General features: G+C 72.6%; 22 protein-coding genes. 14 read left to right on the forward strand and 8 right to left on the reverse strand.

Features of this window, described 5'->3' with window-relative positions; genetic code table 11:
• Positions 1-359: 359 nt before the first annotated feature.
• The 4 genes from ACFYNU_RS04375 (at position 360) to ACFYNU_RS04390 (ending at position 2,952) form a co-directional block, all read left to right on the forward strand.
• Positions 360-1,361, forward strand: a complete 1,002-nt coding sequence (locus ACFYNU_RS04375) for a helix-turn-helix domain-containing protein (protein WP_356584726.1) — start codon at positions 360-362, stop codon at positions 1,359-1,361.
• A 67-nt stretch (positions 1,362-1,428) separates the two neighbouring features.
• Positions 1,429-1,911 (forward strand): DUF456 domain-containing protein, encoded by a 483-nt coding sequence (locus ACFYNU_RS04380; RefSeq protein WP_356584725.1) that lies wholly within the window; start codon positions 1,429-1,431, stop codon positions 1,909-1,911.
• 87 nt (positions 1,912-1,998) lie between these two features.
• Positions 1,999-2,607, forward strand: a complete 609-nt coding sequence (locus ACFYNU_RS04385; RefSeq protein WP_356584724.1) for a GPP34 family phosphoprotein — start codon at positions 1,999-2,001, stop codon at positions 2,605-2,607.
• A gap of 60 nt (positions 2,608-2,667) precedes the next feature.
• Positions 2,668-2,952, forward strand: a complete 285-nt coding sequence (locus ACFYNU_RS04390; protein WP_356584723.1) for a hypothetical protein — start codon at positions 2,668-2,670, stop codon at positions 2,950-2,952.
• Here the strand turns inward: ACFYNU_RS04390 and ACFYNU_RS04395 are convergent.
• Complete coding sequence (locus ACFYNU_RS04395; RefSeq protein ID WP_388765064.1) at positions 2,904-3,734, reverse strand: M23 family metallopeptidase; 831 nt, start codon at positions 3,732-3,734, stop codon at positions 2,904-2,906. The genes ACFYNU_RS04390 and ACFYNU_RS04395 overlap by 49 nt on opposite strands.
• A 301-nt stretch (positions 3,735-4,035) precedes the next feature.
• On the opposite strand from ACFYNU_RS04395, the gene ACFYNU_RS04400 reads away from it, so the two are divergent.
• On the forward strand, positions 4,036-5,433 hold the full coding sequence (locus ACFYNU_RS04400) for an N-acetylmuramoyl-L-alanine amidase (RefSeq protein ID WP_356584722.1): 1,398 nt from the start codon (positions 4,036-4,038) through the stop codon (positions 5,431-5,433).
• Positions 5,434-5,468: 35 nt separating this feature from the next.
• Here the strand turns inward: ACFYNU_RS04400 and ACFYNU_RS04405 are convergent, their stop codons facing one another.
• Positions 5,469-6,470 (reverse strand): helix-turn-helix domain-containing protein, encoded by a 1,002-nt coding sequence (locus ACFYNU_RS04405; RefSeq protein WP_356584721.1) that lies wholly within the window; start codon positions 6,468-6,470, stop codon positions 5,469-5,471.
• A gap of 108 nt (positions 6,471-6,578) precedes the next feature.
• Between ACFYNU_RS04405 and ACFYNU_RS04410 the strand changes: the two genes are divergently transcribed.
• Positions 6,579-6,953, forward strand: coding sequence for a PPOX class F420-dependent oxidoreductase (locus ACFYNU_RS04410; protein WP_356584720.1), 375 nt, complete (start codon positions 6,579-6,581; stop codon positions 6,951-6,953).
• A gap of 27 nt (positions 6,954-6,980) precedes the next feature.
• Here ACFYNU_RS04410 and ACFYNU_RS04415 read toward each other — a convergent pair whose 3' ends face one another.
• The 4 genes from ACFYNU_RS04415 to ACFYNU_RS04430 all read right to left on the reverse strand — a co-directional run bounded on the left by ACFYNU_RS04415 (position 6,981) and on the right by ACFYNU_RS04430 (position 13,545).
• Positions 6,981-8,354, reverse strand: coding sequence for an AlkA N-terminal domain-containing protein (locus tag ACFYNU_RS04415; protein WP_356584719.1), 1,374 nt, complete (start codon positions 8,352-8,354; stop codon positions 6,981-6,983).
• A gap of 111 nt (positions 8,355-8,465) precedes the next feature.
• Positions 8,466-9,578, reverse strand: coding sequence for a ribosome small subunit-dependent GTPase A (rsgA, locus tag ACFYNU_RS04420; protein WP_356584718.1), 1,113 nt, complete (start codon positions 9,576-9,578; stop codon positions 8,466-8,468).
• A 286-nt stretch (positions 9,579-9,864) separates the two neighbouring features.
• Positions 9,865-12,768 (reverse strand): tetratricopeptide repeat protein, encoded by a 2,904-nt coding sequence (locus ACFYNU_RS04425; protein WP_356584717.1) that lies wholly within the window; start codon positions 12,766-12,768, stop codon positions 9,865-9,867.
• A gap of 90 nt (positions 12,769-12,858) precedes the next feature.
• Positions 12,859-13,545, reverse strand: a complete 687-nt coding sequence (locus ACFYNU_RS04430; protein ID WP_356584716.1) for an alpha/beta hydrolase — start codon at positions 13,543-13,545, stop codon at positions 12,859-12,861.
• Between the two features lie 114 nt (positions 13,546-13,659).
• Here ACFYNU_RS04430 and ACFYNU_RS04435 point away from each other — a divergent pair, with 114 nt between their 5' ends.
• The gene (locus ACFYNU_RS04435) at positions 13,660-14,772 is read left to right on the forward strand and encodes a PhlD (protein WP_356584715.1); all 1,113 of its coding nucleotides are present in this window, start codon (positions 13,660-13,662) and stop codon (positions 14,770-14,772) included.
• Here the strand turns inward: ACFYNU_RS04435 and ACFYNU_RS04440 are convergent.
• Positions 14,708-15,574 (reverse strand): helix-turn-helix domain-containing protein, encoded by an 867-nt coding sequence (locus tag ACFYNU_RS04440; RefSeq protein WP_356584714.1) that lies wholly within the window; start codon positions 15,572-15,574, stop codon positions 14,708-14,710. The genes ACFYNU_RS04435 and ACFYNU_RS04440 overlap by 65 nt on opposite strands.
• Positions 15,575-15,764: 190 nt before the next feature.
• Between ACFYNU_RS04440 and ACFYNU_RS04445 the strand changes: the two genes are divergently transcribed.
• The 7 genes from ACFYNU_RS04445 (at position 15,765) to ACFYNU_RS04475 (ending at position 21,693) form a co-directional block, all read left to right on the forward strand.
• Positions 15,765-16,262 carry an ATP-binding protein gene (locus ACFYNU_RS04445; protein WP_356584713.1) on the forward strand — a complete coding sequence of 166 codons (498 nt, stop codon included), beginning with the start codon at positions 15,765-15,767 and terminating at the stop codon, positions 16,260-16,262.
• 23 nt (positions 16,263-16,285) lie between these two features.
• Entirely contained in the window at positions 16,286-16,702 is a 417-nt protein-coding gene (locus ACFYNU_RS04450) for an AraC family transcriptional regulator (protein WP_356584712.1), read from the forward strand.
• An 81-nt stretch (positions 16,703-16,783) separates the two neighbouring features.
• Positions 16,784-17,194 carry a VOC family protein gene (locus ACFYNU_RS04455; protein WP_356584711.1) on the forward strand — a complete coding sequence of 137 codons (411 nt, stop codon included), beginning with the start codon at positions 16,784-16,786 and terminating at the stop codon, positions 17,192-17,194.
• A gap of 175 nt (positions 17,195-17,369) precedes the next feature.
• Entirely contained in the window at positions 17,370-18,446 is a 1,077-nt protein-coding gene (locus ACFYNU_RS04460) for an aminopeptidase P family protein (protein ID WP_356584887.1), read from the forward strand.
• A gap of 76 nt (positions 18,447-18,522) precedes the next feature.
• Positions 18,523-19,008, forward strand: coding sequence for a hypothetical protein (locus ACFYNU_RS04465; RefSeq protein ID WP_356584710.1), 486 nt, complete (start codon positions 18,523-18,525; stop codon positions 19,006-19,008).
• 220 nt (positions 19,009-19,228) lie between these two features.
• Entirely contained in the window at positions 19,229-20,392 is a 1,164-nt protein-coding gene (locus ACFYNU_RS04470; RefSeq protein WP_356584709.1) for a PLP-dependent cysteine synthase family protein, read from the forward strand.
• Positions 20,389-21,693, forward strand: a complete 1,305-nt coding sequence (locus ACFYNU_RS04475) for an MFS transporter (protein WP_356584708.1) — start codon at positions 20,389-20,391, stop codon at positions 21,691-21,693. The genes ACFYNU_RS04470 and ACFYNU_RS04475 overlap by 4 nt, the downstream gene beginning before the upstream one ends.
• A 48-nt stretch (positions 21,694-21,741) precedes the next feature.
• On the opposite strand, the gene ACFYNU_RS04480 is transcribed toward ACFYNU_RS04475, so the two are convergent.
• Complete coding sequence (locus tag ACFYNU_RS04480) at positions 21,742-23,004, reverse strand: hypothetical protein (protein ID WP_356584707.1); 1,263 nt, start codon at positions 23,002-23,004, stop codon at positions 21,742-21,744.
• Between the last annotated feature and the right edge of the window lie 78 nt (positions 23,005-23,082).

Here is a 23,082-nt window from a genome sequence, read left to right on the forward strand (position 1 = left end):
GGCCCCACCCCCCACGGGAAGGACGCCCGGCGGACGCTCGGCTGGCCGGGGCGCACCAGGCGCGCCGACCAAGATTCGGGGCCGGAGACCGGTCGTACACCGACCGTACGCCGATTCGAATCGTAGCGACTCGTCGGGGTTCGACGGGAACGTCCGGGTAGTCAGCTTATCCGGCATAAGCAGCCGGGCTCACACCAATGACACCGAGGCATATCCCTCGGGTCTGTTGATCCGGCAATGTCGCCACATTGGCAGAGTGACGCATGGTGCGGGGATGATGTGCGCGGCGGGTTTACGCCGTGGCCGGTATCCGCCACCGCCTGCCGGTTTTGAACACGCGTCCGGGGAGGGGTGCAGGAGTGCTGGGAGCGATAGGTCTCGACGAGAGACAGGAGTCCGCGTATCGCGCGCTGGTGGCGCTCGGCGCCGCCGAGGCGGCCGATCTGGCCCATCGGCTGGCGATACCGGAGCAGGACACCGAACGCGCGCTGCGCAGGCTGGAGCAGCAGGGGCTGGCCGCGCAGTCGTCGGCCAGGACCGGGCGCTGGGTGGCCGCGCCGCCGGCGGTGGCGCTGGGCGCGCTGCTCACCCAGCAGCGGCACGAGCTGGAGCGGGCGGAGCTGGCCGCCGTACTGCTCGCGGAGGAGTACCGCGCCGAGTCGGCGGGGCCCGCCGTGCACGACCTGGTGGAGGTGGTGACGGGTGCGGGCGCGGTGGCGCACCGTTTCCACCAGCTCCAGCTCGGGGCGACCGAGGAGATCCGGGCGCTGGTCACCGGCCGGCCGGTGGTGGTGACGGGGACGGACAACGAGTCCGAGGAGCGGGTCGTGACGCGCGGTGTCCGCTACCGCGTGGTGATCGAGCGCGAGGTGCTGTCGCTGCCCGACGGGATCACCGAGCTGTCGGCGGCGCTCGGCCGTGACGAGCAGGTACGGGTCGTGGACCGGGTGCCGACGAAGCTGATGATCGCCGACCGCGCGCTGGCGATGGTCCCGCTGACGGCGGGCGACGCGGAGCCCGCGGCCCTGGTCGTGCACGCCAGTGGGCTGCTGGAGTCGCTGTCGGGGCTCTTCGAGACGGTCTGGCGCGACGCGCTGCCGCTGCGGCTGGTCCCGGGCGGCGACGGGGCGTCGGTCGTGGCGGACGCGGCCGACGGACCGGGCGAGACCGATCTGGAGGTGCTGTCGCTGCTGCTCGCGGGGATGACGGACGCGAGTGTCGCCAAGCAGCTGGATCTGGGGCTGCGGACGGTGCAGCGCCGGGTGAAGGGTCTGATGGAGCTGGCGGGTGTGACGACCCGGCTCCAGCTGGGCTGGCACGCGTACGAGAAGGGCTGGGTGGCGCGCGACCCACGGGAGTGAGCGCCGGGCCCCGCCCCCCTCTCCCGCCCCACGTGCCGCTTCCCCGGGGATCCTGCACCCTGGGCAGATGGACGTGTGGCAGCTCGTGCTGGTGGGTCTGGTCATGCTGCTGGGCGTCATCGGTGTGCTGATCCCCGGCGTGCCGGGGCCCGCCATCGTCTGGGCCGCCGTGGTCTGGTGGGCGCTGAGCGACACCTCGGGCACGGCCTGGGCGGTACTGATCGGGTCCACCGCGGTCCTGCTGCTCAGCCAGGCGCTGCGACCGCTGCTCCCGTCCCGGCGGACCGGCCGGACGGGCACCCGAAGACGGACCCTGGTGGCCGGCGGGCTGGCGGGGATCGTGGGGTTCTTCGTGCTGCCGGTGGTGGGCGCGGTCGTGGGGTTCGTCGGCGGGATCTACGCGGTGGAGCGCGTCCGGCTGGGCAGCCACCGGGACGGCTGGGCGTCGACGCGCTCGGTGATGCGCTCGGCGGGCTATCCGGTGCTGGTCGAGCTGTTCTGCTGTCTGCTGGTGGCGGGAGCCTGGCTGGGCGCGATGGTGTGGGGCTGAATCCGGACGGGCAGGACGGGCAGGACGGGCCGCGGCGCGGAGTGCGGCCGTCGCCCTCGATTCGTACGGCGGAGAGCGGAGCCATTGATGACGACACCACGGGATCTGTTGATCACCACCCTTGAGGTGGCCGCCGAGCAGCCCCCGGGGGCGGGCGATCTGTCACTGGCACTCGCCGGGGCCGAGCTGATCGATCTGCTCGACGCCGGGGCCGTGGCGCTGGAGGACGACCGGATCGTGCCGGCCGACACCGAGGCGGCGAGTGATCCGCAGCTGGAGGAGGCGGCGTCGCGGCTGGTCCGGCAGGCGCCGTACGAGCCGGTGGAGGACTGGCTGTGGCGCAGGGGCCGGGGCCTGGCCGCCGACTATCTCGCGGCTCTCACGGCGGAGGAGCAGATCACCCGGCGGCACCGCTCGCGCCGGCTTCCCTTCGGCGGCGGCCGGTCCGTACTGGCCGACACCCCCGCCCGCGGCGCGGCGCTGGAGCGCTGGACATCGGAGGAGCCGGTTCTCGCCTGGCTCGGTGCGGCCGTCGGGCTCCGCGACCAGCGCCACGAGGATCCCCTTGAGGTGACCGGTGAGGCGGTGGCGACGGTGCTGGCCGCCGTCGGCAACGCGCTGCGGGACCTGGAGGCCGAACGGCAGCGGAGGTCCATCGAGGAGGCGGCCTTCGACAACGTCTGGCGAGGTTTCTGACGCGACCTCAGAGGAGGGCCGGACGCGTTGGGTCAGGCTCACCAGCGAGGCGGGCGCGCCGTGCGTGGTACTCACGGCATCGAGGGCCCGGTCGACGTGCGTGACCGGTGGGGCCGCCCGCTGGGGTACGAGGAGGAGGCCGACGGGGCCGTCCGTATCTCCCTGGGCAAGGGGGACTCGGCGCTGATCACGGCGGCCGGTGACCGGCCGGTGCCGCGGATCGGGCCGAACGCTCCGGCGGCCCGGTGGGTCTGCCCACCTGAGCCGCCGGTCGTCGGTCGCCCGCTGACGGACCGTCAGCAGAGTGGTACGCCCGGGAGTTGGGCCGCGGGATGGTCGATGTAGATGTTGGAGATGAAGCCGCCCTGGTCGCGCAGCTTGCTCCACCAGTTGTTGCTGTACCCCTCGGCGTTCACGGTGTCGCCCTGCTTCTGGCAGAGCACATGGACGTTGGTGGGGCCGGCCAGCCGGGTCACGACGGCGGCGTTCAGCCGGGCGTCGGCGCGGACGCTGACTCCGGTGCCCCAGGTGGTGAAGGGGGCGCCGCCGCCTCCGCCGCAGCCGTTGTCGCTGGTGAGGTAGTGCTGGTTGTAGCTGCCGGGGTAGGGCAGGCCGCCGCCGTTGATGACGATGTTCTGCCCGACACCGTTGAGCAGCTGCTCGTAGTGCAGATGAGGGCCGGAGGAGTTGCCGCTGGAGCCGGTGGTGCCGATCTGCTGGCCCTGGTTGACGAACTGTCCGCTGGCCACCGAGTAGGAACCGAGGTGGAAGTAGTAGGTCTTCCAGCCGCCGCCGTGGTCGATGGAGATGTAGTTGCCGGCGCCGCTGGGCTGGCTGTGCCGGGTGGCGGTGCCGGCGGCCGACGCGAGGGCCGGGGTGCCGTTGGTGGTGCCGCCGTCGGCGCGTACGAAGTCCAGCGCGCGGCGGACCTCGGCGGAGTGGTGGCTGTAGGTCCACCGCTGGCCGCACGGGTAGGGGGCCTTGAAGTTGGGCCCCGCAGCCGCGGCGGCCGTGTCAGAGGCGCCCGCTTCGGCCGTTTCGGCTGCTCCTGCCGGTACGGTCAGGATCCCGACGAGTACGAGGAGCGCGCCGGCGAATGAGGTCGATAGGCGTCTGAGACGGGTCACGAATGCCTCCGGATGTGGGGGAAGCAGCACTTGTCGGGGCGGCGAGCCGCGACCGCTGCGAGACCCGGCAAAAGTAGGCGCGGGCGCTGGAGGTCACAACGATTCGGCAGCGCCTTTCGTCGGAGAAGAAATGTCTTGCCCCTGACAAGTCGGCCCCTCACCATTGCGGAGTTGACAGTTCCTCACCCCGCACGGGGCCACTCTCCCGGATCGAGCCCGGCACGATCCGGACGACTGGCTCCAGCCCCCCACCGGTGCGCGCAGGTCCAGGACCGCGCGCCTCAGAGCGGAGAGAAGATCGATGACCTTGACGACACGCTGGAAGCGCGGTCAGGCCGCGCTCCTCGGCACCGTGGTCGCCGCGTCGCTGGCCCTCACCGGCCAGAGCGCGGGCGCCGCGCCGTACCCCGGCGGCGCCGCCGGAGCGGACACCGGCTCCGGCACCATGAACACCGCGTTCTCGAAGGCCGCGGCGGAGTTCGACGTACCCCGTGATCTGCTCGTCGCCGTCGGATACGGCGAGACGCACCTCGACGGCCACGACGGCGAGCCGAGCCAGGCGAACGGCTACGGCGTGATGCACCTCGTCAGCCAGCCGGAGCACCGGACGCTGGAGCGGGCCGCGCAGCTGACCGGCGAGTCCGTCGCCGAGCTGAAGAAGGACACGGCGGCCAACATCCGCGGCGCCGCCGCCGTCCTGCGTGCCTTCGCCGACGAGCAGGGCCTGGACGCCACCGAGCGCGACTCGCTCGCCGAGTGGTACCCGGTCGCGGCCGAGTACGGCGCCGCGACGAACGACCGCACCGCGCGGCTGTACGCGGACACCGCGTACGACCTGCTCAACAAGGGTCTACGCGCGCAGGCCGCCGGCAACGAGCAGGTCCTCGTCAAAGCCCGCAAGGTGACGCCCGAACGCGGCAGATACGCGAGCATCGCCTCCGACCTCGGCGTGCGGAGTGACGACTACGGACCGGCGCTCTGGGTCCCGGCGAGCACGTCGAACTACCAGACCGGCCGTACGGCGGCGATCAACAAGGTCGTCGTCCATGTCACCCAGGGGTCGTACGCCGGCTCCATCAGCTGGTTCCAGAACCCGTCCTCGCAGGTCAGCGCGCACTATGTGATCCGCTCCTCGGACGGCCAGGTCACCCAGACGGTCCGTGACGCGAACACCGCCTGGCACGCGCGCTCGGCCAACCCCAGCTCCATCGGGATCGAGCACGAGGGCTTCGTCGCCGACCCGTCCTGGTTCACCGACTCGATGTACCGCTCGTCGGCCGCGCTGACGCGCCACCTCACCGCGAAGTACGGCATCCCGCGCACCCGCGCGGGCGTCGTCGGACACAGCGAGGTACCGGGCAACGACCACACCGACCCCGGCGCCAACTGGAACTGGACCTACTACATGTCGCTCGTCAACGGCGGCACCGGCGACCCGGGCCCCGGCCCCGGCACCTCGTTCCCCACCTGGGGCACCGGCGTGAGCATCCGTCAGGAGGCCACGACCACCTCGGCGCAGGTCGCCTCGCTGGCCGGACCGACATCGGTCAAGGTCCAGTGCCAGAAGCGCGGACAGCTGGTCAACTACCAGGGCTACAGCAACGACGCCTGGTCGTATCTGCCGGACTACGGCGGCTACATCTCGAACATCTTCATCGACGTCTCGGACGCGTGGCTGCCGGGCGTGCCCAACTGCTGACCGGTCCCCTCCGGTCGGGATGACGCATCACCGCCTCAGGGGGCGGGGCCGTCCAGCAAGGCCTTGCCCAGCTGGGTGCGGTGATGCATCATCCGGTTCCCGTGCCGGTGCGAGGTGAGCAGGCCCGCCTCACGCAGTACGGAGGCGTGCCGGCTCGCCGTCGACGGAGCCATCCGCAGCGCCCCCGCCAGACCCGTCGTCGTCATCGGCCGGTCGAGCAGTTCGAGCAGCCGGGCGCGCGAGGTGCCGATCAGCTGGGCCACCGGCGGGGTCGCCTCGCCCAGCCGGTGGCGCACCAGCCAGCCGGGCGCCGGGGAGAGCGGATGGACCAGCACCGGGGGCAGCTCGTCGTCGACGAGTGCCAGCGGTGTACCGACACAGAAGAAGCCCGGTACGAGGGTCAACGTCTGCCCGGACAGCTGGAGTTCACGGCTGACCGGGTACGGCGTGCGCAGGATGCCCTCCTCGCAGCGCCAGCCGGGCATCTCCTCGTAACTGGCCAGCAGCCCCTCCGCTCCCCCGCTGAGCGCCGCCTCGGCACGGTGGGAGCGGTCGGCCGCGGCCTGGGCCCGGATGGCGGGCAGATACGGCACCACGGCGACCGCGTAGTAGCGCCGGAGCGTCGACCCGAGCCAGCGCAGCGTCTCCGTGTCACCCTCGGCCAGCCGCCGTACGGTGGCCGGGACCGGCCCGCGTCTTCGCGCGTAGAGTCGCGTGAGATCGACGAGCAGGCGGCTGCGGGGAGTTGACAGCAACTGGTCCACGGCGATGTCGAGGTCCAGCTCGCCGCGGCCCGGGGTGAGGAAGTCTGGGAAGTACTCGGCCGAGGGGCACAGGAGGGTCAACTCCCGCACCGCGGAGGCGAGTCCCGCGCGCTCCAGGGCGGAGCGGACCTCGCGCCGCCAGGGCGCGAAGGCCGGTGGGACGTGCCGGTTCTGGAGCAGGTGCAGGCTGAGGGCGGCCTCCCACAGCGCGTCGGCCCCGTCCGCCACACGCAGCCGGTTCAGCTCCCGTCCACGGAGATCGACTCGCAGCACGTTGGACTCCCCCGGAAAGCCTGTGCGTTCAGGCCCGGATTGTAGCGGGGCCGGGTTGCGGGGTGATTGCGTCGCGCATGGCCGGGGCGGGCGTGTGAGGCTGGAGTCATGACCGAATTCAACGAGGCCGAGCGGGCGTATCTCTCCACCCAGCGGCTGGGCCGGCTGGCCACCGTCGACCCGAAGGGGCAGCCGCAGGCCAACCCGGTGGGGTTCTTCCCGCAGGCGGACGGCACGATCCTGGTCGGCGGGCACCGGCTCGGCACCACCAAGAAGTGGCGGAACCTCCAGTCCAACCCCCGGGTGGCGCTGGTGGTCGACGACATCGTGAGCCTGACGCCGTGGAAGGTACGGGGTGTGGACATCCGGGGTGAGGCCGAACTGCTCACCGGACCGCACGAGTTGGGGCCGCACTTCAGCGAGGAGCTGATCCGGATCCATCCCCGCAAGATCCATAGCTGGGGGCTGACCGAGACCGGCTGATCGCCCCCGTACGCGGCCGGGCGGCCGTCAGAGGCCCGTCGACACCGTGCGCAGGTGCCGTACCGCGTACGAGCGCCACGGCCGCCACGCCGCGTCGCCGGGCTCGCCGTCCGGTGCCACGTCGGGGTCGCCGAGGCCCCGCATCCGGATCAGCGCGGCCGTCCGCGCCGTCACGCCGGGCACGGTGAGCAGTGCCCGCTCCGCCTCCTCGCGGCCGGCTCCGGGGTCGAGCCGTACGGCGCCCTCCGCGAGGGCGGTGGCCAGCGGACCGGCCACCGGGTCGTCCACCAGGGCGGCCGGTGCGGGAAAGAGCCGGGTGAGGGCGCCGCACGGGCGGTCGACCGGATCCCCGTACGCCGCGACGAGCCGCCGCGCCTCGGCCGGACCCGCGTGGACGCGCAGCGCGTACTCCTCGGGGTCGGCGGCGCCGGGTGCCCGGAGGCCGGGGCGGGCCGCGACGAGAGGGGCGAGGAGCGGGTCGGCGGCGAGGCGTTCGTCCACGGCGTACGGATCGGCGTCGAGATCGAGGAGCCGGCGCAGCCGCCCGACGGCGGTGGTGAGGTCGCGCAGGTCGGTGAGGTGGATCCGGGCCTCCAGCCACCCGGAGCGGGCCGTCGCGGTGGACGGGAGCACTTCGTCGACGGAGACGATTCCGGGGCCGTGGGGCAGGCGGAGCGTACGCCGGTAGGTACGGGCCCCGGGCTCGCCGACGACCTCCTCGACGAAGGGGACGGCCTCGTCGGCGAGCAGGTCGAACATGTCGCGCGCCGCGTAGGCGCCGCGATAGGCGAGCCGGAGCGGGACGCCGGCGTCGGGCGGCGCGGGCGCGGCCCGTCTGCCTCCGCCGTGGGACTCGGCGCGCAGACCGCTCGGCGTACGGGCGTAGATCTGGCGGATCGTGTCGTTGAACTGCCGCACGCTCGCGAACCCGGCGGCGAAGGCGATCTCGGTGACCGGCAGGACGGTGGTCTGGAGCAACGTCCGCGCGGTGTGGGCGCGTTGGGCGCGGGCGAGGGCGACCGGCCCGGCGCCGAGTTCGGCGGTGAGCTGCCGCTGGACCTGCCGGGCGCTGTAGCCGAGGCGCCCGGCGAGTCCGGGGACGCCTTCGCGGTCCACGACGCCGTCGCCGATCATCCGCATGGCGCGGCCGACGACGTCGGCGCGTACGTTCCACTCCGCCGAGCCCGGTACCGCGTCGGGCCGGCAGCGGCGGCAGGCGCGGAAGCCGTTGCCCTGGGCCGCGGCGGCGGTGGGGTAGAAGCGGACGTTCTTGCGCTTGGGGGTGACCGCCGGACAGCTGGGCCGGCAGTAGATGCCGGTGGTCTCGACGGCGAAGAAGAACGCGCCGTCGAACCGTGCGTCGCGGCTGGCCACCGCCTCGTACCGGGTCTCCTCATCCATCACACCGTCCAGTGTGCGCCGTGGCGGGCGCCGGCACTGGCGGAATTCGGACGCGAGGGTGGGCCGGGCTCCCGACGGGGAGCCCGGCCCCGGGCGCTCACACGCGCCCGGCTACCGGATCCGGCCGCGCTTGGCCTCCATGGCCGCGCGCCCCTCCGCGCCCTTGAGGCGCCAGTCGCGCCGGATCTCGGCCCGCAGCCGCGCGTCGGTCTTGGCGACGATGCGCTGGTTCTCCCGCAGCAGCTTGCGGTAGCTCTCCAGCCGCCGCTCGGGCAGCGAACCGTCCGCCAGCGCGGCGAGGACGGCGCAACCCGGCTCGCTGCCGTGGGCGCAGTCGTGGAACCTGCACTCCGCGGCCAGCTCCTCGATCTCGGCGAAGACCTGCCCGACGCCCTGCCCGGCGTCCCACAGCCCAACACCCCGCAGCCCGGGGGTGTCGATGAGCACGCCACCGCCCGGCAGCACGAGGAGGTTGCGGGTGGTCGTGGTGTGCCGGCCCTTGCCGTCGGAGTCACGGGTGGCCTGGACGTTCATGACGTCCTCGCCGAGGAGGGCGTTGGCGAGGGTCGACTTCCCGGCGCCCGAGACGCCGAGCAGCACGCTCGTACCGCCCGCGACGACGGCGGACAGCACGTCGACGCCCTCCCCCGTCGCCGCGCTGACGGCGAGCACCTGCACGCCGGGCGCCGTGGTCTCGACGTCCTCGACGAGATACGACAGCCCGGTCGGGTCCGGGACGAGGTCGGCCTTGGTGAGCACGACGAGCGGTTGCGCGCCGCTCTCCCAGGCCAGGGCCAGGAAGCGCTCCACACGCCCGAGGTCCAGCTCGACGGCGAGCGGGACGGCGATGATCGCGTGGTCGACGTTGGCCGCGAGGATCTGCCCCTCGGAGCGCTTGGACGAGGTGGAACGTACGAAAGCGGTACGGCGCGGCAGCAGCGTCCGCACGTACTGCGGATCGCCGTCGGGGTCGACGGCGACCCAGTCCCCGGTGCACACGACCTTCATCGGGTCGCGCGGCACCACGAACTCGGTGTCGGCCCGCACCGTGCCGGCGGGAGTGGCGACGTCGCACTGCCCGCGATCGACCCGCACGACGCGTCCGGGCAGCAGACCCCGCACGGCGTACGGGGTGAACTCCGCTTCCCAGGCGTCGTCCCAGCCGTACGGGGCGAGCGGATGCGAAACGGAGGAAACCTCGGATGAGGCAGGAGAGAAAGACAAGGGGAAACCCTTCACAAGGGCGGCCCCGGCGCACGCGAGACCCGTGCCGATCAGGCACGGGAGAGGTGAAAGGTCAGCCGGAGACCACGGAAGTGACACGAACGATCAGCTGATTGCGGGCAACGCCCGTCGCGGGGACAGCCATCGGTACACACCTCCCGGATCACACACGGCACGGCCGAAGGACGAACGCGCCCTTCGGAACACGGGGGAATTTAGCGCGTACCCCGCCGGGCTCGCCACTTGTTTTCACGAGCGCGTTCATTGAGCGCGGGGGCGGGGGCGGTCAGGCGGAGTCGAGGGCTTCCTGGAGTCGGGCCCGGAAGGGCAGGACCCGGCCGGTGAGTGAGGGGACCGCGCGGGTCAGAAGGGTCAGATCGGTCACCGCGTCACCGAGCAGCTCCCGCTCCGGCCGGCACGCCAGGAACTCGGCGAGGGCGGCCTCCGCGTCCTCCCATGCCTCCAGGGCGCAGTGGGCGACCACGAGATTCCCGCGGCCGAGCCGGGCGTCGAAGCCGCCGGATCCGGCGTCCCGCGTGAAGAGGTCGACGGCTCGCGTCAGATCGTCCCTCCAGTCGGACCCGCCCAGCCGGCGCCGGGCCAGTGCCCTCTCGTAGTGGATCCAGCCGTCAGGAGTGCCCCGCAGTGCGATGGCACGGTCCAGATCGGGGACCGCCTCCTCGTAACGCCCCAACGCCCCGTACACCTGGCCGCGGGCGGCGAGGGTCCAGTTGTCGGCCGGGTCGAGCTCGATCGCCCGGTCGAGGTCGGCGAGCGCTTCCTCGTACCGCCCCAGCAACCGGTGCGCCTCGCCCCGCTGGGACAGGGCGTGTTCGTTGGCGGGGTCGAGTTCGACCGCCCGGTCGAAGTCGGCGAACGCCTCGTCGTAGCGCCTCAGCAGGCGGTACACCGCGCCGCGCAGACTGTGGGCGCCGGAGGAGGCGGGGCTGAGCGTGATCGCCCGGGTGAAGTCGGCGAGCGCCTCGTCGTAACGCGCCAGAGCCGCCTTCGCATGGCCGAGGACGGTCAGGATCCATTCGTCGGCGGGGTGCAGTTCGAGCACCCGGTCGAGATCGGCGAGCGCCTCCTCGTACCTCTCCAGTGCCCCGTAGACCTGCGCCCGGCAGGTGAGGGACCACCGGTGGGTCGGGACGATGTCGATCGCCCGGTCGAGGTCGGCGAGCGCTTCCGTGAACCGGCCGGTCCTGCGGTACGCGTGGGCCCGCCAGGAGTGCGCCCACGCGTAGGCGGGCCTGATCTCGATCGCCCGGTCGAAGTCACGGAGCGCCTCGTCGTACCGCGCGAGACCGACATGGGCCTGCCCCCGGCACGCGAAGGCGAGCGCGTAGCCGGGGTCGATCTCGATCGCCCGGTTCATGTCGTCGAGCGCGTCGTCGTGACGCCCCGTCAGGAGATGGGTTCTGCCGCGCCCGACGTAGGCGCGCGGGTCGTCCGGGGCGAGGGTGAGGGAGGTGTCGTAGTCCGCGAGGGCCCGGTCGTAGCGGTCGGCGGTGCGGTGGGCGCGGCCTCGGAGCCGGTGTGCCTTGGCGCGGGCCGCGGTGTCCAGTCGGCCTTGGTCGATGAGCAACGTCAGTGCGGCCAGGCCGAGTTCCTCCGTGTCGAGCGCGGCGAGCAGCCGCTCACCCCATTCGGCCGTCGCGCGTGCGTCGCCGTCGCGGCCGGCCTCCACCAGTGTCTGGGCCCAGCGTCGGAGCGTGGTCTCGCGGGTGCAGGCGTCGACCAGCTCCCGCAACGCGTCCGGCAGCGCCCCGCGCGGGTCCGCGCACAGCCGGTGGTACGCCTCCTGGAGGCGGAGCCGCAGCCAGTGGTCGTCGTACCACCAGCCGCCGTCGGGCGCCGCGCCCCGCTCCACCGACGCGCGCCGCTCGGCGAAGGCGTCCGCGATCCGGGTGTGCTGCCGCTGCCACGCCTCCGGGGAGCGCCGGCGTTGCAGCCGCAGCATCATGGCGCGTACGACCTGGTGATAGTGGTACTGGCCCGCGCGGTCCGTCACGAACGGCATCGTGCGCAGCCACGGCAGTTGGTCCGGGGCGTCGGGTGGCGCGGCGGCGCGGTAGACGTCGGCGTCGAACTGTCGCGGGAGGGCGCAGGCCAGGGCGACCGCCCTGCGGTCGGGGTCGGGTTCCCACTTGAGGAAGCGCTCCACCGCCGTGCCGCTGGGGTCGCCCACGTCGTCCAGGGAGGCCGGGCTGTTCTCGGCGAGGGTGGAGACCAGCACCGGGAGGCGCTCGGAGAGTTCGAGGATGAGAGCCACGACGTGCTCGTCGGTGACGCTCTTCTGTGTGAGCAGCCGCCGCGCCTCGTCCTCGCTGAAGATGTCCAGCGGCCAGTCGGTGACCAGGTCCAGACAGTCGCCCCACACGGCCGGCGCCAGTCCCGGCTGGCCGGCCAGGACGGTCAGGACGTTCGGGGGAAGCGCCCCGTACCGCCCGCTGATGAGCAGATCCCGCAGCCAGACGTCCAGCAGCGGGCCGATGCGTTCGTAGGTGTCGAAGAACCACACGATCGAAGGCGCGCGCCGCGCGGCCTCCGCGAGGTCTTCGAGGAAGACCGGGCCGAGCACCCGTAACGGCGAGAGGACGAGCTGGATGTCCTCCGGGCTGCGCCGGGACTGGAACAGCGCCCTGACCCTGTCGGCGCCCGCCGCCACCTGGAGCGGGTCCACCGCTCCGGTGAAGGCGCCCACGCCGGGGATCATGCCCAGTCCGACCAGGCCGACCTGCGAGGCGACGACGCTGGAGGGCGAGGGCGCGGGCACCGGCGCCGGCTCGCCCTCGGCCGCCGCCGGCGGCGGGCCCGTCGCCGCGCCCGCCGTGGCCTCGTGGCGCAACTGCCGGTAGGCGGCGAGCCGTTTGTCGAACGTCTTCAACGCCGCGCCCTGCCTGGCCATTTGGGCGCTGATGGCCTCCATCGCCTCGACCACGTCCGCCACCGACTCGTCCAAGTAGACGGTGACGGCGCCGTTCTCCCCGGCGACGGTCTCCAACTGGCGTACGAGGGTGGACTTCCCCACCCCGGCGGGGCCGTGGATGTGGAACAGGAACTGCTCCGTCTCCTCGTCGACCTGCCGCAACACCTCACGGAACGCGGCGATCTCCCCCTGCCGCCCCACGAACCCGTCCTGCCGCCTGCGCCTGATCAGCTCCTGCCGCGAGGGCCGTTGCCTCACCACTGAACACCCATGGCGTCATCATCTCCCGGCCCGCCCGGCCGGGGAGCGGTATCCGCGCGTTCGGTGGCGGAACCACGACGCGCGGGATCAGCCGGCCACGGCCAGCTCGATCAGGTCGGTCACCTCTCCCGGGCGGGAGGCCAACGACGCGTGACCGGCGGGGAGTTCGATGGTCTTGCGGGGGTCCATCCGCCGGGCCATACGGCGTTCGTTGTCGGGGTGGATCATGCGGTCCTCGGTGGAGACCTGGTACCAGCACGGCTTCGAACGCCACGCGGGGGTGGTGACGTTGTCGCCGAAGGCGGAGGCGAGCGGCGCCTTCTGGGTGACGGCCATGACCAGGGCCTCGTCGGCGGGCAGGTCCTGGCAGAAGCTCTCGTAGTACTTGTCCTGCTTGATCCACAGATACCCGTCGGAGTCCGGGACGAGGTTGTCGGCGGCGGCGGGCGGCATCTCCTGGGTGATCCCGCCGGGGCTCTCCCCGGCGTCCGGGGCGAACGCGGCGACATAGACGAGGCCGGTGACGTTCGGCAGGCCGCCCGCCTCGGTGATGACCGCGCCGCCGTAGGAGTGGCCGACCAGCAGCACGGGCCCCGGGATCTGGCGGACCATCTTGGCGGTGCGCTCGGCGTCGTCGGCGAGCGAGGTCAGCGGCAGTTCCACCGCGTGCAGCGAGCCGTGGCCGCGGCGGTTCAGCTCGGTGATGACATGGCCCCAGTGGGCGGCTCCGCCCCAGAAACCGTGGACCAGGACGATCGCGGGCTTGTCAGCCATCTCGCTACTCCCTCTACAGGTCGGCACAGCCCCCACCCGACCACGCTAGGACCGCTCCCCCACGGCGGCGAGTCGGCTTACTGTGGAGGACGAGCAGACTCCGAGGAGGTCCCCGTGACCGTCGTCGTCGTCAGCCGCCCGGTGGTGCGCACAGCGCCGTACTGGGTGAGCACCGAAGAGATTGCCGGTGATCTTCGCGAGCGCCATCCCGCCCACCCCAGGCTCGCCCTGTGGCTGCGGATGCTGGGGCATACGGGGGTGCGGACCCGGCCCTGGGTCGCGCCCCTGGCCGAGGCCGGGGCCGACAGGGGTGTCGGTGAGCGGTCGCGCGCGGCGTACGAGGGCGCGCGTCCGCTGGCGGTGGACGCGGCGCTGGAGGCCCTGCGCGGGGCGGGGGTGGCCCCGGGGGAGGTCGACTGCCTGGTGACGACGCACACGACGTCCTGGACGGTGCCCGGACTGGACGTCGACCTGATACGGCTGTTGGGGCTACGGCCGGACGTGTCGCGGGTGGGGCTGGCGACGGTGGCGTGCGCCGGGGGCGCGCACGCGCTGGTCCAGGCGGCCCGCTTCGTACGCGGGCACCCGGGGGCGCGGGTGCTGGTCGTCGCGGCGGAGGCGCTGAGCACGCTCTACCACCCTCGTACGCTCAGCCTTCAGACCGTGCTGTACGGCGGCCTCTTCGGGGACGCGGGCGGCGCCGTCGTGGTGCGCGACGCCGACGCCGGCGCGGATGCGGGCGCGGATTCCGGCGCCGGCCGGCCGGTGCCGGACGGTCTGCTGGAGGTCACCGGGACCTGGGAGTTCGTCCTGCCGGACAGCCAGGACGCGTACTGGGGCGTGATCGACAGGGACGGGCTCTTCTTCGACTCGGGGCCCGACGCGAAGAAGGCGGCGGGACGCGTCCTGCCGTATCTGACCGAGTGGCTGGACGGGCACCCGGTCGGCTGGGCCGCCGTACATCCCGGCGGGCCGGGGATCGTCCGGGGCACCCTCACCGGGCTCGGCCTCGACCCGGACACCGGCGGTGCGCACTCCCTCGCGTCCCTCGCCCGGGGAAACCTCGGCGGCGTCGCGCTGCTGGACGTCCTCGCCCGGACGCTCGACGCGGGGATCCCGGGCGGCGAAGGGGTCGCGGTCGCCTTCGGGCCGGGCTTCACCACTACCGCGCTGCGGCTGCGGGCCGTGGCGGGGGCGGCGGACCCAGCGGCAGCTCCGGCTCCGTGAAGTCGACGGGGATACCGACGATCATCCGAATGCCCGGGTGGGCCAGCGGCGCCAGCGCCTGGACCGACACCTGGACGGGGCCGGTCAGCGGCAGCTCCATGGGGCGCACCGTGGCGTAGGGGTGCAGGCTCATCTCGGCGCGCTCGTCCCCGTCCCACACGCGCCGCACCTCGGCGGACCGCCGTACCCGGCGGACCACCCGCTGGATACCGTCGTTGTCCAGGTCCACGACGGCGCTGCGGCGCAGCTCGGCGACCATGTAGGGCGCCCAGTGGGTCTCCCAGCTCCGGCACTGCGCACGGCCCTGGGAGGAGGGGGCGAGCAGTTCCTCCATGATGTTGGCGCCGGGCCGCTGCATCCACGGCCAGTGCCAGGCGGCCCGCCGGTTGTAGGCGAGAACGGTGTACGTGTCGTCGCTCCAGTAGGCGCCGTGGCCGACCCGGTGCAACATCCCGAGCAGGTCGTCCGGGACGCCGGGGTGTTCCGGGACGGCCGGCCGCGGGGGCTGGTGACCGGACCAGACGTACAGGGCGGACGCCTCGGCCGGGTTCAGGCCCAGGATCCGGGCGCACTCCCCGACCAGGTCCTTGCTGATCCGCCCCTCGCCGTGTTCGAGGCGCCGGTAGTGCCGCTCGTCGACGCCGAGCAGGTCGGCCATGATCGCCTGGGTGAGCCGGCCGCGCCGGTGCCGGTGGCGGGGCAGGGCGCTCATGCCGGGGATGTCGTCCAGATTCCGGCGGGCCCGCCAGGTACGCATGATCTTCGGCATGTCCGCCTGAGGGGGCAGTTCCGCTCTCCCCATCTCGCACCTCCGGGCCCCTCGCGCACTGCGGCGTCGCTGCCGGTACGCGCTCTCCATCGTGCCTCTCCGGGGCCGTGGCGGCGCGCCGAGGGACCGGACACGGAGATGTCCGGTCACCGCGCGACCCTTCCGCGAAGTGACGGGAGACGGTTCCGTGGGACTCGGAAAGTTTCGTCCCCAGGAGAGGATCATGGAAATTCTGGCCGCTCAGTCCACCGCACTGAGCCTGCTTCCCACCGCGGACCGGCATGTCTGGTCCCTGCCGGACACCGATCTCGCGCAGGCCGCTCATGCCCGCAGAAAGGCTGCCGGTGTACTGGAGCGGTGGCGGCTGCCGCGTGCCACCGTGGACGACGCCGTGCTCGTCGTGTGCGAGTTGGTGACCAACGCGATACGCCACGGGCGAAGTCCGGTTCACATCGCGCTCCACCGGGGCCAGGGAGCGGTGACGATCAGCGTCAACGACCAGGGCCACGTCCCCTTCCCGACGAAGGGTCCCGAGCCGGATCTGGATTTCGATCTGGAGCTGGATCACGGCGGGGAGCCGGGACTGGACCAGGAGCACTCCGGCGAATGCGGGCGTGGTCTGTCCATCGTCGCCGCCCTGTCGCACGCCCATGGCTACGAAGGGGGAGACTCGACCACCTTCTGGGCCCGGCTGCACACGCGGCCGGCCGACCACGGGTAGCGGCCCCGTGATGTGATGGTGCCGTGGGCCGCGCCGTGGAAGAGACCAATCGCCGCATGCTCCGCGTACGGGACGCGATGGACCGCGACTACGCGCAGCCGCTGGACGTACCCGCGCTGGCCCGGATCGCCCATGTCTCGCCGGCGCACTTCACCCGGACCTTCCGCGCCACGTTCGGCGAGACGCCGCACCGCTATCTCCAGCGCAGACGGGTCGAGCGCGCGATGTTCCTGCTGCGGGAGACCGAGCGAGGCGTGACGGACATCTGCTTCGAGGTCGGCTTCGGCAGTCCGGCCACCTTCAGCCGCACCTTCCACGACATCGTCGGCCGACCGCCCAGGACCTACCGCAAGGACCACCGGGAACGCCAGGACGCGGCCCGTGCCGCCCTGGGTGTACCGACGTGCTTCACGATGGCGTGGACACGGCCGAGCGCCTGACCGCGGCGGGGTCCGGGGGCGGCCCGTGACTGAGCAGTTCTGGACAAGTTTTCGCACCCCGTGGCCAGTAGCGTGAAGAACATGTTCAACGCAATCACGCACTCGCAGATTTACGTCCTCGACCAGGACGAAGCACTCGACTTCTACGTCGGCACGCTCGGTCTGGAGGTCGGCGCCGACATCGACATGGGCTTCATGCGCTGGCTGACCGTCCATGTCCCCGGCCACCCCGACCGCCAGATCCTGCTGGAGCGGCCGGGTCCCCCGGCGATGTCCGAGGAGACGGCGAAGCAGGTCCGCGAACTGGTGACCAAGGGCGCCACGGGCGGCTCGCTCATCTTCAGCACGGACGACTGCCGCAAGACGTACGAGACGCTGCTGGCCCGCGGCGTCGAGTTCACCGAGGAGCCCACCGAGCGCCCGTACGGCATCGACTGCGGTCTGCGCGACCCGTTCGGCAACAGCATCCGCTTCACCCAGCCGAAGGCGTAACCGGTCCCGAGGGAGCACGGGGAACGGGGAACCGGGTCGCGGAGCGCCCGGCGGCGACGGCAGGATGAGCCGTATGACTGGCAGCGACGCATCCACCGCGCACACGGCCGCCGGGGCTCCGGCGCACCCCGCCCCGGCCCCCGCCCCCTACACCGCCGACGACTACCGCGCCCGGATGGACCGCGCGGTGCGCGACGCCGTGGGCGCCGGGCTGGCCGGGGTCCTCGTGGCGCCCGGCCCCGACATGATGTGGCTGACCGGGTATCAGCCGCCCGCCGACACCGAGCGGCTGACGCTGCTGGTGCTCACCCCGGACGCCGGACCCGTTCTCGTCGTGCCCAGGCTGGAGGCTCCCGACGCGGAGAAGGCCGTCGGCGCGCCCGCGCTGACTTTGCGCGACTGGACGGACGGCGTCGATCCGTACGGTGTGACCGCCCCGGCGCTCGACCCCACCGGTCGCTACGGCATCAGCGACAACACCTGGGCGCTGCATCTCATCGGTCTCCAGGAGGCCCTGCCCGGCACCTCCTACGCGCCGTTGACGAACGCGCTCCCGATGCTGCGCGCGGTGAAGGACGCGCGCGAGGTGGAGCGGCTGGCGGCGGCGGGCGCGGCGGCCGACGCCGCGTACGAGGAGATCAAGAAGGTGCCCTTCGCGGGCCGCCGGGAGACCGATGTCGCCGCCGACCTGGCCGGTCTGCTGCGCGGGTTCGGCCACTCGCAGGTCGACTTCACCGTCGTGGGCTCCGGCCCCAACGGCGCCAATCCCCACCACGAGGCGGGGAGCCGGGTCATCGAGGACGGCGACATGGTCGTGCTCGACTTCGGCGGTCTGTGCCAGGGGTACGGCTCCGACACCTCGCGCACCGTGCATGTCGGCGAGCCCACCGAGGAGGAGCGGCGCGTCCATGAACTGGTGCACGCGGCGCAGCGCGCCGCCTGCGAGGCGGTGCGGCCCGGCATCGCCTGCCAGGACGTGGACCGGGCGGCCCGCGCGGTGATCATCGACGCCGGGTACGGGGAGTACTTCATCCACCGCACGGGCCACGGCATCGGCGTCACCACCCACGAGCCGCCCTACATGGTCGAGGGCGAGGAGCTGCCGCTCGTACCGGGCATGTGCTTCTCCGTGGAGCCGGGCATCTATCTGCCGGGCCGGTTCGGTGTGCGGATCGAGGACATCGTGACGGTCACGGAGAGCGGCGGGCGCCGACTCAACACCACGGAGCGGGAGTTGGCGGTGGTCGGCTGACGCCGTGCCCCCGGGCCGGGCGGCGCGGCACGGTGCGGATCGCACCCCACACTCAAAGTGACGCTACGATCACGGTATGTTCCCGGCCCTCCGCGTCTCACGCCCGCTCCGGGCCCGCCGTCGAACGGCGGGCCCGGAGCGGGCGTTGTGGCTGGCCGTGCTGCTGCTGGCGCTGCTGTACACGCATGGCGTCAACGGTCACAACGCCGTGGCGCACGCGTCTCCCCTCGCCGCGATGACCGAGGTGGCCGAGGCGGCGTCGGCGGCGTCGGCGGCGTCGGCGACCGAGACGGAGTCGGTGCCCGAGGCGGCGCCGACCGCGTCGACGGATTTCGCCGGTCATGACGTCGCGCCCGCCCAGCACGACGGCGACGAGGCCGAGCACGGGTCGGAGAGCTGCGCGTCCGGCCAGCCTCCGTACCGCGCCGACCTGCCCGCCCGCGGCACGACACCGCTGGGCCTCGCGGCACCGACGCGGTGCCAACTCCCCTTGTCCACCGTGCCGTCCGACGCGGTCGCCGCGTCCGCCACCTGGAGAGATCCGGCGATTCTGCGGGTGTAGACCGCCCTTTCCCGAACCGGTCGCCCCCCGTCCGAGCGCGGCACACACCCGCTCGGTCCGGCCTCTTCGCGCCGTCCGGCCCGTCCGGCCCGCGCGCGACCCGTTCGGCGAGTTACGCGTACCCCCGCATCCGCGACTCCGGCGTCCGCAGCCACAGCTACAGCTACAGCCGTAGCCGCTGCCGCGACGTCGCGCACCCACGCGAACGAAAGCGAACACCATGCGCCCCCATACCCCCACCGTCCCCACGCGCCCCCTCTTCCCCCGCACCGGATCGCTCCGGGCCGCCAGCCCCCAGGCCGGCCACAGCCTCTCGGGGCTGGTCGGCAACACCCCGATGCTGCGGATCGGCGAACCCTTCGCCCCGGCCGGGCGAGGCTTCTGGGCCAAGCTGGAAGGCTTCAACCCCGGCGGCATCAAGGACCGGCCCGGCCTCCACATGGTCGAACGGGCCCGCGCGCGGGGCGAGTTGGCGCCCGGCGGCCGTATCGTCGAATCGACCAGCGGCACCCTGGGACTGGGCCTCGCCCTCGCCGGAATCGTCCACGGCCACCCGGTCACCCTCGTCACCGACCCGGGGCTGGAGCCGTCGATGACCCGGCTGCTCAGGGCGTACGGCGCCGAGGTCGACACCGTCGCGCAGCCGCACCCGGCCGGCGGCTGGCAGCAGGCACGCCGCGAACGGGTGGCGCGGCTGCTGGAGCGGTATCCCGGCTCCTGGTGCCCGGACCAGTACAACAACCCGGACAACACCGCCGCGTACACCCCTCTCGCCCTCGAACTCGCCTCCCAGCTCGGGCACATCGACACCCTGGTGTGCAGCGTGGGCACCGGCGGCCACTCCGCCGGGATCTCGCGGGTGCTGCGCCAGCTCTACCCTCAACTGCGGGTCGTCGGCGTGGACACCATCGGCTCGACGATCTTCGGACAGCCGGCCAGGGACCGGCTGATGCGCGGTCTCGGGTCGAGCATCCATCCGCGCAACGTCGCCTACGAGACCTTCGACGAGGCGCACTGGATCGCGCCGTCCGAGGCGGTGTGGACCTGTCGCCGGCTCGCCACGTCCCACTACGCCACCGGCGGCTGGAGCGTCGGCGCCGTCGCTCTGGTGGCGGGCTGGCTGGCCCGCACCGCCGCCGCCGACTCGCGGATCGTCGCGGTCTTCCCCGACGGGCCGCAGCGCTATCTCGGCACGGTGTACGACGACGAGTACTGCGTCGCACACGGACTGCTGGACTCGGCCCCGGCGGCCGAGCCGGAGGTGATCGGCCGCCCCGACGAGAAGGAGGTCGCCCGCTGGACCCGGTGCGCCGATGTGGTCGACCCGCTCACTCTGACCGGCTCCGTCAGCGCCACCAACTCGGCCCAGAGGAGCGCCCGGTGAAGGGAGTGGTCCGGCAGGTCCGCACGTACGAGCGCGGCGTCCAGTTGCTGATGGTCAATCAGTTCACCATCAATCTGGGCTTCTACATGCTGATGCCGTATCTGGCCGCCCATCTCTCCGGGACCCTCGGGCTGGCGGGCTGGCTGGTCGGATTCGTCCTGGGCGTACGGAACTTCAGCCAGCAGGGGATGTTCCTGGTCGGCGGGACGCTGGCCGACCGGTTCGGCTACAAGCCCCTCATCGTCGCCGGATGCGTCCTGCGTACGGTCGGCTTCGCGACGCTCGGCCTGGTGGACTCGCTGCCCGCGCTGTTCGCCGCGTCGGCGGCCACCGGCTTCGCCGGCGCGCTGTTCAACCCGGCGGTCCGCGCCTATCTCGCGGCCGACGCGGGCGAGCGGCGGGTGGAGGCGTTCGCGCTGTTCAATGTCTTCTACCAGGCGGGCATTCTGCTCGGTCCCCTGGTGGGCATGGTGCTGACGGGGGTCGACTTCCGGGTGACATGCCTCGTCTCGGCGGGGATCTTCGCGCTGCTGAGCGTCGTACAGATCCGGGCCCTGCCCGCCCGCGGGGCCGACGACACGCAGGTGCGCGACGGGGACGGCAGGCGCACGGGCACGCTCACCCAGTGGCGCTCGGTGCTGGCCAACCGGCCCTTCCTGCTCTTCGCGGGGGCGATGACCGGCTCGTACGTGCTGACCTTCCAGGTCTATCTGGCCCTTCCGCTGGAGGTACGACGGGTGGGCGGCGACGGGGAGTTCGGCGCCGCCGCCGTGGCGCTGCTCTTCGCCGTGTCCGGGCTGAGCACCATCCTGTTCCAGACCCGGGTGACCGCGTGGTGCGTGGCCCGCATGGCGCAGGGGCGCGCGCTGAGCCGGGGACTGGCCGCCATGGGGTGCGCGTTCCTGCCGCTGCTGGCCGCGACCGCGATTCCCGTACCGGAGACGGGAGTTGGCAGGTGGGCGCTGGCGGCCCTGCCGCCGGCGGTCGCGGCACTGCTGCTCGCGCTGGGGACGATGATCGCGTACCCCTTCGAGATGGACACCATCGTCCGGCTCGCCGGTGACCGTCTCGTCGCCACCCACTACGGGCTCTACAACACCATCTGCGGTATCGGCATCACGGTCGGAAATCTGCTCACCGGGGCGGCACTTGACGCGGCGCGGGGGGCCGGTGTCCCGGCACTCCCCTGGTTCGCGCTGTTCGCGCTCGGGCTGGCGTGCGCCGTGGCGCTCGACGGGCTGCGTCGTGGCGGGCGGCTCGCGGCGCCGGCCCCGCCCGGGGCGGTCTCCGCGTCCGCTTGAGCACGCCGGCCGGGGGTGGCGGGACCGCGCCCCGCCACCCCCGCCGGTTCAGCAGTTCGGTACGCCGGGCAGCCACGCCTCCACCACGTCGATGAAGATGTTGGAGATGTAGCCGCCGAAGGCCGGCAGATAGGACCAGCCGTCATTGGTGATGCCGTCCACGGTGATCCGCTGGCCGTGGACCTGGCACTTGACGTTGACCGTCGTGGGGCCGGGCAGTCGTGCCACCTCGGCGGACGCGGTGGTCGCCTGCTGGCGGATCCGGACGTCCGTGCCCCAGGTGGGGAAGGACTTGCCGGTCTGGTCGCCGGTCCACAGATAGGTGACGGTCACCCAGCCGTTGTCGTTCAGGCCGACGTTGTAGAAGGTGCCGTCGGCGAGGTCGATCCCGGCCGGGTTGAGCACGGTGCGGCCCGACCCGTCCTTGCCGCCGTTGTAGCCGTCCTCGTACGCCGCCTGGGCCTCGGGCTTGCCCTGGGGCAGGTCCTTGAACATCTCGCGGGTCGGGGACGGGTTCCAGTAGTCGTCCTTGGTGTTCCACGGGCCCACGTCCCACACGGGCGCGGTCTCGCAGCGGGCGGGGCCGCAGACCTGTACGGAGTACTGGCCGCTGCCGTTGGGCGACAGGCCCCGGCGGGAGGGCAGCGCGACGAAGTGGTCGTTGGGCTGGATGATGTGGCCGTTGGCGGTCGTACCGCCGACGAGTCCTTCGCGGGTGGCGAAGACCCGTGCGCTGAAGGCGGTCGCGCCCGCCGAGGTACGCGGCGCCGCGCCCTTCTCGGCCGTCAGCCGCAGACCCGTGACACGTGCCTCTCCCGTCTCGTCCCAGAGGGTGATCCGGGCCTGCACGGTGGTGACGGCGCGGGGCAGGACCGCCGGGCCCCGGTCCGCCGGTACCCACTCGGTCCAGCTGCCGCCCGTCGAGCGCCCGCGTACGTCGACCACCACCTCGGCGTCGGCGCCCGAGGGGGTGTCGGCGGTCAGTTCGGCGTCGACGCGGTTGACCGGGGTGTCGAGTTCCCTGGGGGCGAGCACCTGGGTGCCGTAGCCCCGGCCGGTCTCCGCCGACGCGGGGCGGAAGGTGGTGCTCCGTACGCTCAACGCGCCTTGTGTGTAACGGACGTTGACGTCGTCGGAGGTGATGCGTGCCAGATCCGCCGACCAGGTGGTCGGGGAGGGTGCTACGCGCGTGGATTTCTGGGCGTCGGCCGCCCCTGCGGGTGGCGTGGCCACGGCGACGCCCACGCAGGCGAGCAGCGCGAGGGCTGCGGTGATCCGACGCCGGTAAGCGGGTCTCGCTCGGTCCTTCATGCCGGTCTCCTCCTGTGGGGGATGGAACCCGGCACACGCTAGTGATGCTGTCATGTAACCGACAAGGGTTCAGAGTTG

It is taken from the genome of Streptomyces sp. NPDC006643 (assembly GCF_042870175.1).
Taxonomy (GTDB): domain Bacteria; phylum Actinomycetota; class Actinomycetes; order Streptomycetales; family Streptomycetaceae; genus Streptomyces.

Coding starts and splice junctions, on each gene's coding strand:
- ACFYNU_RS04380 (WP_356584725.1), top strand. CDS start 1,429: ATGGACGTGTGGCAGCTCGTGCTGGTGGGTCTGGTCATGCTGCTGGGC.
- ACFYNU_RS04385 (WP_356584724.1), top strand. CDS start 1,999: ATGACGACACCACGGGATCTGTTGATCACCACCCTTGAGGTGGCCGCC.
- ACFYNU_RS04400 (WP_356584722.1), top strand. CDS start 4,036: ATGACCTTGACGACACGCTGGAAGCGCGGTCAGGCCGCGCTCCTCGGC.
- ACFYNU_RS04410 (WP_356584720.1), top strand. CDS start 6,579: ATGACCGAATTCAACGAGGCCGAGCGGGCGTATCTCTCCACCCAGCGG.
- ACFYNU_RS04415 (WP_356584719.1), bottom strand. CDS start 8,354: ATGGATGAGGAGACCCGGTACGAGGCGGTGGCCAGCCGCGACGCACGG.
- ACFYNU_RS04430 (WP_356584716.1), bottom strand. CDS start 13,545: ATGGCTGACAAGCCCGCGATCGTCCTGGTCCACGGTTTCTGGGGCGGA.
- ACFYNU_RS04440 (WP_356584714.1), bottom strand. CDS start 15,574: ATGGGGAGAGCGGAACTGCCCCCTCAGGCGGACATGCCGAAGATCATG.
- ACFYNU_RS04445 (WP_356584713.1), top strand. CDS start 15,765: ATGGAAATTCTGGCCGCTCAGTCCACCGCACTGAGCCTGCTTCCCACC.
- ACFYNU_RS04455 (WP_356584711.1), top strand. CDS start 16,784: ATGTTCAACGCAATCACGCACTCGCAGATTTACGTCCTCGACCAGGAC.
- ACFYNU_RS04460 (WP_356584887.1), top strand. CDS start 17,370: ATGGACCGCGCGGTGCGCGACGCCGTGGGCGCCGGGCTGGCCGGGGTC.
- ACFYNU_RS04465 (WP_356584710.1), top strand. CDS start 18,523: ATGTTCCCGGCCCTCCGCGTCTCACGCCCGCTCCGGGCCCGCCGTCGA.
- ACFYNU_RS04470 (WP_356584709.1), top strand. CDS start 19,229: ATGCGCCCCCATACCCCCACCGTCCCCACGCGCCCCCTCTTCCCCCGC.
- ACFYNU_RS04480 (WP_356584707.1), bottom strand. CDS start 23,004: ATGAAGGACCGAGCGAGACCCGCTTACCGGCGTCGGATCACCGCAGCC.